This is a genomic window from Rhodoferax sp. (genome assembly GCF_011391645.1).
In the GTDB taxonomy this organism is placed as follows: Bacteria; Pseudomonadota; Gammaproteobacteria; order Burkholderiales; family Burkholderiaceae_C; genus Rhodoferax.
In genome coordinates this window covers 1-8,397 of the sequence record NZ_JAABQC010000112.1, presented here as the reverse complement: position 1 = coordinate 8,397, position 8,397 = coordinate 1, and the positions used below count along the sequence as shown (strand labels likewise).

At 61.4% G+C, this 8,397-nt stretch carries 7 protein-coding genes and 1 pseudogene; all 8 read right to left on the bottom strand.

Annotated elements, in window-relative coordinates:
- Window positions 1-189: 189 nt before the first annotated feature.
- A complete protein-coding gene (locus GPS82_RS12270; RefSeq protein WP_296495119.1) occupies window positions 190-411 on the bottom strand; it encodes a hypothetical protein in 222 nt (73 codons plus the stop codon).
- Window positions 408-1,100: a response regulator transcription factor gene (locus GPS82_RS12265; RefSeq protein WP_296495116.1), complete on the bottom strand. Its 693-nt coding sequence runs from the start codon at window positions 1,098-1,100 to the stop codon at window positions 408-410. Before GPS82_RS12265 ends, GPS82_RS12270 begins: the two co-directional genes overlap by 4 nt.
- Window positions 1,097-2,515 (bottom strand): HlyD family type I secretion periplasmic adaptor subunit, encoded by a 1,419-nt coding sequence (locus GPS82_RS12260; protein WP_296495115.1) that lies wholly within the window; start codon window positions 2,513-2,515, stop codon window positions 1,097-1,099. Before GPS82_RS12260 ends, GPS82_RS12265 begins: the two co-directional genes overlap by 4 nt.
- Window positions 2,512-4,674 carry a type I secretion system permease/ATPase gene (locus GPS82_RS12255; RefSeq protein WP_296495113.1) on the bottom strand — a complete coding sequence of 721 codons (2,163 nt, stop codon included), beginning with the start codon at window positions 4,672-4,674 and terminating at the stop codon, window positions 2,512-2,514. The genes GPS82_RS12260 and GPS82_RS12255 overlap by 4 nt, the downstream gene beginning before the upstream one ends.
- Window positions 4,675-4,818: 144 nt before the next feature.
- A complete protein-coding gene (locus GPS82_RS12250; protein ID WP_296495110.1) occupies window positions 4,819-5,235 on the bottom strand; it encodes a F0F1 ATP synthase subunit epsilon in 417 nt (138 codons plus the stop codon).
- A gap of 51 nt (window positions 5,236-5,286) precedes the next feature.
- Window positions 5,287-6,714 (bottom strand): F0F1 ATP synthase subunit beta, encoded by a 1,428-nt coding sequence (gene atpD, locus GPS82_RS12245; protein WP_296495108.1) that lies wholly within the window; start codon window positions 6,712-6,714, stop codon window positions 5,287-5,289.
- Between the two features lie 44 nt (window positions 6,715-6,758).
- Window positions 6,759-7,655 (bottom strand): F0F1 ATP synthase subunit gamma, encoded by an 897-nt coding sequence (gene atpG, locus GPS82_RS12240; protein ID WP_296495106.1) that lies wholly within the window; start codon window positions 7,653-7,655, stop codon window positions 6,759-6,761.
- Between the two features lie 30 nt (window positions 7,656-7,685).
- A pseudogene (locus GPS82_RS12235) lies at window positions 7,686-8,397 on the bottom strand (F0F1 ATP synthase subunit alpha); the annotation flags it as partial.

Below are 8,397 nucleotides of genomic sequence, written 5' to 3'. Positions count from 1 at the left end.
CCGAATCTGGCTACCGAAGGCATAAACAGCCAGCGCCTGCGGGAAAGTCGCCCGGACCATTGCCACAACGGGCCCGTCACTTGCCAGAAGAGTTTCTGTTGTAGATCGCATTAGTTCATTATCTGTGACTTAAACGAACAAATAGGCGCTCATCTTTCTGCAATGGAGCCATCGCGGCGAGGGCGACGTTTAAATCAGGTCGTCAGCGGGGTCGGTGGGCAACAGTTGCAGGCGGTCTTTGAGGCTGGCGCGGGTTGCACGCCGTTCAAGCAGCCTGGCCTGCGCGGGCTCGGGCAGGTCGGTAAACTGGATCACGCCGCGGGTGATGAGCACGTCAATCAGGTCTTCGAGCACCCGCACCAGGCTGGCGTCGGTCTGGCTCAGCGCGGCAATTTTTTCGGGATGGGTCATGGCTTGAGCTCCGCCGCCGGGCCGGAGGCGGGTTCGGGCGAGGCGGTCAAGCGCAGCACCAGTTGCAAACGGTCACGCACGCCGAGTTTTTCAAAGATGGCGCCCAGGTGCGCCTTGACAGTGCGCTCGGAGATAAACATTTTGTCGGCCACCTCCTTGTTGGAGCGGCCGGCCGACACGGCCTTTGCCACCTGGGCCTCGCGCGCTGACAGCAGACTCCAGGCGCTGGGGCTGGTGCCGGGTGCCGCCGCTGCCGGCGACTGCGCCTTGCTGACGGCCTGCCGGGCTGCCAGGGCGGCGTTGGTGGCGCCCACCAACCGCTGCAACAGGTCGGGGCCAACCCACAGGCCACCGTGTTCGATCACCAGCGCAACCTCTTGCAGCAGCGCGGGCACGCCAAAGGCATGGGTGTAGCCACGGGCGCCGTCGTTGAGTGCGCGCAGGCCCTCGGCGGGCTCGGGCACGCCAGACAGCAGCACTGCGCGGGCGTCAGGCTTGGCCTGCAAAATTTGGCGCAAGCTCTGCGGCCACTGGCTATCGGCACTGCTCAACCAGACCAGGCTCTGCAGCGCGGGCAGGCGCGCCAGCAGGGCTTCAGCATTGAGCGATGTGATGCCTGGAAACGCCTCATGCAGACGCTCGGGCAGGGCGGCGGCCGGGCTGGAGAGAAAGAAGTGTTGAGTACTCATCGTTCAGTCATCGCGTTGGATTTGGCCCGCAGCACGGGTTTGAGCAAATACGACAGCACCGTTTTTTTGCCGGTCATCACGTCCACCTGCGCCACCATGCCGGGAATGATGGGCAGGTTGGGGCCCAAACTGGGTTTGTGGGTGCGCACCCGGACATGGTAGAACGCGTTGCCTTTTTCATCAAGCACCGAGTCGGCGCCAATCAGAAACACTTCGGCCTCCAGGCCACCGTAGATGGAATAGTCGTAGGCGCTGAACTTGACCATGGCCGGCTGGCCGGGGCGCAAGAAGCCGATGTCTTTGGGGGTGATTTGCACTTCCAGAATCAGCGTGTCGTCCAGCGGCACCACCTCAACCACCTCTTTGCCGGGCTGCACCACCGCGCCGATGGTGTTGACCAGCAGGCGCTTGACAGTGCCGCGCACCGGCGACTTGATGTCGGCCTGCTTGACCTTGTCTTGCAGCGCCACGCCGCCCTGCGACAGGCTGGCGAGCCGGCTCATGGTCTCCGAGAGCTCGGCGCTCATCTGGTTGCGGCTGGTGAGCTGAACCTCGTTGATCTTGCTGTTGGCCTCCTGAATGGCGGATTGCACCCGGGCAATTTGCGCCGTGGCCTGCTCGCGGTCGCCGCGAATGCGGGCGAGTTGCTGGTCAAGCCGCATCATTTCAACCTCGGACACCGCACCGGTGGCCACCATAGGACGGGTGGCGTTGATTTCCTGGGTCATCAGGGCCAGGCTGCGCTCGGCCTGGTCGCGCCGGGCGCGCACTTCGTTCAACTCTTGCTGGCGCTGCACCAACTGGCTTTGGTAAATAGAGGTCTGGGCACTGATTTCGGCGCGGCGCGACTCGTACAGGCGGCGCTCTTGCTCCACCACGTCGGGCGCATCGCGCAGCAGTTCGGCAGGCGGATTGAACGGGGTGCCGCGCGTGAGCGCCTCCAGCCTGAGTGCCTTGGCCTGCAAGGCAGTCTGGCTGGCCTGGCTTTCCATCAAGTTAGAGACAAAGCGGGTGGGGTCCACCCGCAGCAACAGTTGGCCGGCTTCGACAATTTGCCCCTCTTTCACCAGCAGAGCCTCGACCACGCCGCCGTCCACGCTCTGGATGATCTGCACCTGGCTCGTGGGCACCACCCGCGCCTCACCACGGGTTACCTCGTCGATTTTGGCAAACGCGGCCCAGACGACCAGCACCAACAGGACGACTGCAGCCAGGCGCAGCAGGCTGCGGGCGCGCAGGGGCTCTTGCTGCAGGCGCGCCCAGTCGGCGTCTCCGGCCCAGTCCAGGTGGCCTGGCTCGTCGGTCGGGGTGAGTCGCTTGACCAGGGGGCCAAAAGTTTTTTCTCCGACCTTGTTGGCGCCCCGAACCATTTTGCCGGTGGCTTCAAAAGATTTTTTGCTGAAGAAGGCCATCATGCAGCCTTTCCGATACGGCCTTGGCGCAAGGCCGTGACCACTTGCTCCCTGGGGCCATCAGCCACGATGCGGCCACCATCCATGACGATCATGCGCTCGGCCAGTTCCAGCAGCGAGATGCGGTGGCTGATCAGGATGACTGTTTTGTCTTTGGAAAACTCGGTGAGGCGACGCTTGATGTCTTCCTCGCTGGAAAAATCCATTGACGAGGTGGGCTCGTCGAGCAGCATGATGGGCGGGTCGTTGATGACGGCGCGGGCAATGGCCACGCCCTGGCGCTGGCCGCCCGACAAGGACTCGCCGCGCTCCCCCACCAGCATGTCAAAACCGTTGGGATGCTGGTTGACCAGGCTCAAAATGCCACCAATTTCTGCCGCCTTGACAATGTCTGCATCATCTGCCAACGGCGCACCCATGGTGATGTTTTCGCGCAGGCTGCCATAGAACAGCATGACATCTTGCTGCACGTAGCCAATCTGGCGCCGCAATTCGGCAGGGTCGAGCTGACGCAGGTCGATACCATCAACCAGCACCGCGCCCTCAGAAGGCCGGTACAGGCCCAGAATGAGTTTCTCCAGGGTGGTTTTGCCCGAGCCGATACGCCCCAGAATGGCCACCTTTTCGCCAGGCTTGATGCTAAACGACAGGTTGCGCAGCGAAGGTGCGCTTTGGCCGGGGTAGGTAAAGCTGACATCACGAAACTCGACCCCGCCCTTGAGGCGGCCACGGCTGATGAAGTTGGTCTCGAGCGGGCGCTCGACGTCTCGCGCCATCATTTCATTGAGCGAGGTGAGCGCGGTGTCTGCGGTGTGGTACTGCACCAGCAAGCCCGCCACCTGCCCCACCGGCGCCATGGCGCGCGAGGCCAGCATGGTGCAGGCAATCAGGCCGCCCAGCGTGAGTTCGCGTTCAGCAATCAGGTAAACACCAATGATGACGATGCTCAGGTTGATGCCCTGCTGGACAAAGGCCGAGGTGTTGCTGGCAGTGCTGGAGAGCAGCCGCAACTGGGCACCCACGCGGGCCAGCAGGGCGGCGCTTTTTTCCCACTTGCGCTGGATCGGGGCCTCGGCGGCCAGCGCCTTGATGGTCTCGAAGCCCACCAGTCCCTCAATCAGGGTGGCATTGCGCTGGGCGCCGGCACGGTAGGTGGTTTCGGCCAGCTCGTGCATGCGGCCCTGCACAACCAGCGCATACAGCAACATGATCAGCGCACCAATCACCAGCGGGATCAGCATGTACCAGCTGATCCAGCCAATCACCACCATGAAGATCAGCGCAAAGGGCAGGTCGATGAAGGCCACCACAGTGGCTGAACCGATAAAGTCGCGCACCGACTCAAAAGCGCGCAGGTTGGACGCAAACGACCCCGCCGATGCCGGGCGCTGCTCCATGCGCATGCCCAGCACGCGCTCCATGATGAAGGCCGACAGCTTGACGTCGGCCCGGCTGCTGGCCAGATCAACAAAGCGCACGCGCATGGTGCGCAGCACCAAGTCACTGACCAGCATGATCGACAAGCCCAGCGCCAGCACCCACAGCGTCTCAAACGCCTGGTTGGGCACCACGCGGTCATAGACGTTCATGATGAACAAAGGCATACCCAGGGCAAAGGTGTTGGCCAGCAGCGCCGCCAGCAGCACGTCGCGATAGAGCGGTGTGCTTTCGGCAATGACACCCCAAAACCAGTGGCCGTGGCGACCGGCGCGGACCTGCGGCGTGCGCGCGTCATAACGCTGGGTGGGACGGGCATAGATGGCGGTGCCGGTGTAGCTGGCCTCCAGCGTGGCCAGCGGCACGGCCACCGTGGCGTCTTCCAGCTCGGGGTAAATCACATTAACCTGATCGCGCTGGTCATTAAAGCCCTGCACCACGCAAGCCCGGCCGTCATGCAGCAACACCACGGCGGGCAGCAACGCATCATTCAGGCTGGCCAGCGGCGTGCTGACCAGCTTGCTGCTCAAATGCGCCCGCAATGCGGCGCGCTCGAACAAACTGGGGGTCAGGCGAGCGTGCTCGGCGGGCAGACCTGCCATCAGGGCGTCACGGCTGACGGCCTCGCCGTGGGTGCGAGCCAAAATTTGCAGGCAAACCAACAGTTCATCAACCGCCACCTGATGAGGGGCTGTCACCACACCTGAAACGTCTGAATTCGGCATGAAAAGCCCTAAGTAATGGTGTCTATCTTTGCGTTCAGTGTATCAAATGGAGGCATTCACAAAAGCCAATTTTCAGCAAATAAAAAACCCGATGTTTTGACGATCGGGTTTATTGCGGAGCGCGAAACTTTGCCGGTAGACGGCCTACTTCTTTTGGCGATATTTGCGCAGGGCGGCGATCTGGGCGGCCATGACGGCGAGCTCGGACGAGGCGCGTGCCAGGTCAAGGTCGGTCTTGGCGTTCTTGACGGCCTCTTCAGCGGCGAGCTTGGCTTCGTTGGCTTTTTCGTCGTCGATGTCTTTGCCGCGAACCGCGGTGTCGGACAACACGGTGACGCAGTCAGGTTGCACCTCGAGAATGCCACCGGCCACAAACACGAACTCTTCGCCACCGTCAGCCAACTGGATGCGTACCGAGCCCGCCTTGATGCGGGTGATCAGCGGCGTGTGGCGCGGGTAAATGCCCAGCTCGCCCGCTTCGCCAGGCAGGGCGACAAAACGCGCCTCACCCGAGAAGATGGACTCTTCGGCACTCACCACATCAACATGAATAGTGTTCATTTTTTTCCTAGTCAGTTGGGGACAGAGCTAATGATCTGTCCCACAAAGTCATCAGACTTTCTTGGCCTTTTCGAAGGCTTCGTCAATGGTGCCGACCATGTAGAAGGCCTGCTCCGGCAGGTGATCGCACTCGCCAGCCACAATCATCTTGAAGCCGCGAATGGTTTCAGCCAGAGAGACGTACTTGCCCGGCGAGCCGGTGAACACTTCAGCGACGTGGAACGGCTGCGACAGAAAACGCTGGATCTTGCGCGCACGGGCTACCGTGAGCTTGTCTTCAGGCGCCAACTCGTCCATGCCCAAAATGGCGATGATGTCGCGCAGTTCTTTGTAGCGCTGCAGCGTGCCCTGCACGGCGCGGGCGGTTTCATAATGGTCCAGGCCCACCACATTGGGGTCGAGCTGGCGGCTGGTGGAGTCCAGCGGGTCAACCGCGGGGTAAATACCCAGCGAGGCGATGTCACGGCTCAGCACCACGGTGGAGTCGAGGTGGGCAAAGGTGGTGGCAGGCGACGGGTCGGTCAAGTCATCGGCAGGCACGTAAACGGCCTGGATCGAGGTGATGGAACCCACTTTGGTGGAGGTAATACGCTCTTGCAGACGGCCCATTTCCTCGGCCAGGGTGGGCTGGTAACCCACGGCAGAAGGCATACGACCCAGCAAGGCGGACACTTCGGTGCCGGCCAGCGTGAAGCGGTAGATGTTGTCCACAAAGAACAGCACGTCCTTGCCTTCGTCGCGGAACGACTCGGCGATGGTCAGGCCGGTCAGGGCGACGCGCAGACGGTTGCCCGGGGGCTCGTTCATCTGGCCGTAGACCATGGCCACCTTGGAATCTTCAAGCTTCTCGAGGTTCACCACGCCGGAGTCGGCCATCTCGTGGTAAAAGTCATTGCCTTCACGGGTACGCTCACCCACACCGGCAAACACCGACAAACCGCTGTGCGCCTTGGCAATGTTGTTGATGAGTTCCATCATGTTCACGGTCTTGCCCACACCGGCACCGCCGAACAGGCCCACCTTGCCGCCTTTGGCGAACGGGCAAACCAGGTCGATCACCTTGATGCCGGTCTCGAGCAGTTCCTGCGAAGGGCTGAGCTCGTCGTAGGTGGGGGCTTTGCGGTGGATGGAGGCCATCTGGGTGGATGCCACCGGGCCGCGCTCGTCGATGGGCGCGCCGAGCACGTCCATGATGCGACCCAGGGTAGCGGTACCCACCGGCACCATGATGGAGCCGCCACTGTTGGTCACCATCAGGCCACGGCGCAAGCCGTCGCTGGAGCCCAGCGCAATGGTGCGGACAATGCCGTCACCCAGCTGCTGCTGGACTTCGAGTGTGAGGTTGGAGCCTTCGAGCTTGAGCGCGTCGTAGATGTGCGGCATGTGCTCGCGCGGAAACTCCACGTCAACCACAGCGCCAATGCACTGAACAATTTTGCCTTGAACGCCGGCGTTCGTATTTGTGTTTTCCTGAGCCATTTGGTTTTGCTCCAATAAATTTGAATCTTGCTGCTAACTGAGGCTTATCCGCTGATGGCGGCTGCACCGGAGACGATTTCTGACAACTCTTTGGTAATGGCGGCCTGGCGGGTCTTGTTGTAGATCAGCTTGAGTTCACCAATCACATTGCCGGCGTTGTCAGTGGCTGCCTTCATGGCAACCATGCGGGCGGCGTGCTCGGAGGCCATGTTTTCGGCCACCGCCTGAAACACCAGTGCCTCCACATAACGCACCAGCAGTTCGTCGATGACGGTCTGCGCGTCGGGCTCGTAGATGTAGTCCCAGCCATGCTTTTCACCGGTGGCGGCTTCGCTGGCGCGGGCTTCCGCCTGCATTTGCACGGCCGACAAGGGCAACAATTGCTCCATCACCACTTCTTGCTTCATGGTGTTGATGAAGCGCGTGTAGGACAGATAAACCGCGTTGACCTCGCCCTTGGCGTAGGCATCAAGCAAGACCTTGACCGGGCCGATGAGGCGCTCCAGGTGCGGACGGTCCCCCAGTTGCGTCACGTGTGCGACCACCTTGGCGCCAATGCGGTTCATAAAACCCAGGCCCTTGTTGCCGATGGCGACCGCCCGCGTGGTCATGCCGTCATTTTGCACCTCGCGCAGTTTGTGCGTCACGCCGCGCAGCACGTTGGTGTTGAGACCGCCGCACAAGCCCTTGTCGGTGGTGACCACAATCATGCCCACCACTTTGGCGTCGTTGCGCTTCATGAACGCGTGCACATACTCCGGGTTGGATTGACCCATGTGCGCCGCAATGTTGCGCACTTTGTCGGAATAAGGACGGGCGGCGCGCATGCGCTCCTGCGCTTTACGCATTTTGGAGACGGAAATCATCTCCATGGCTTTGGTGATCTTCTTCGTGCTTTCGAAGTTTTTGATCTTGCCGCGTATTTCCTTGCCAGTTGCCATATCAGTCTCCTTGTCTGTTACGAGGTGACCTTAAGCAAACGACTTTTTGAAGTCGGCGATGGCGGTGTTCAACTCTGCTTCAGCGTCCTTGTCCATGGCGCGGTCGGCTTCCAGCTTGGCCAGCAAGGCTGCGTTCTTGTCCTTGAGGTAGCCATGCAGGCCGTGCTCGAAAGCCAGCACCTTGTTGACTTCGATGTCATCGAGGTAGCCCTTGTTGACGGCAAACAGCGTGGCACCCATCAGCGAGATCGGCAGCGGGCTGTACTGGGCCTGCTTGAGCAGTTCGGTGACGCGGGCACCGCGGTCGAGTTGCTTGCGGGTGGCCTCGTCCAGATCAGAGGCAAACTGCGCAAAGGCAGCCAGCTCGCGGTATTGGGCGAGGTCGGTACGGATACCGCCAGACAGGTTCTTGATGAGCTTGGTTTGCGCTGCACCACCCACGCGGGACACCGAAATACCGGCGTTAATGGCGGGACGGATACCGGCATTAAACAGGCTGGTTTCCAAAAAGATCTGGCCGTCGGTGATGGAAATCACGTTGGTCGGCACGAACGCGGAAACGTCGCCGGCTTGCGTTTCAATGATCGGCAGCGCCGTCAGCGAACCCGTTTTGCCTGTGACCGCACCCTTGGTGAAGTCTTCGACATACTTGGCGTTGACGCGGGCAGCACGCTCGAGCAAACGGCTGTGGAGGTAAAACACGTCGCCGGGGTACGCTTCGCGGCCTGGCGGGCGACGCAAC

Excerpts from the sequence above, each read along its gene's own strand:
- GPS82_RS12265 (WP_296495116.1), bottom strand. The coding sequence starts at position 1,100 with ATGAGTACTCAACACTTCTTTCTCTCCAGCCCGGCCGCCGCCCTGCCC.
- GPS82_RS12250 (WP_296495110.1), bottom strand. The coding sequence starts at position 5,235 with ATGAACACTATTCATGTTGATGTGGTGAGTGCCGAAGAGTCCATCTTC.
- atpG (WP_296495106.1), bottom strand. The coding sequence starts at position 7,655 with ATGGCAACTGGCAAGGAAATACGCGGCAAGATCAAAAACTTCGAAAGC.
- GPS82_RS12260 (WP_296495115.1), bottom strand. The coding sequence starts at position 2,515 with ATGATGGCCTTCTTCAGCAAAAAATCTTTTGAAGCCACCGGCAAAATG.
- atpD (WP_296495108.1), bottom strand. The coding sequence starts at position 6,714 with ATGGCTCAGGAAAACACAAATACGAACGCCGGCGTTCAAGGCAAAATT.
- GPS82_RS12255 (WP_296495113.1), bottom strand. The coding sequence starts at position 4,674 with ATGCCGAATTCAGACGTTTCAGGTGTGGTGACAGCCCCTCATCAGGTG.
- GPS82_RS12270 (WP_296495119.1), bottom strand. The coding sequence starts at position 411 with ATGACCCATCCCGAAAAAATTGCCGCGCTGAGCCAGACCGACGCCAGC.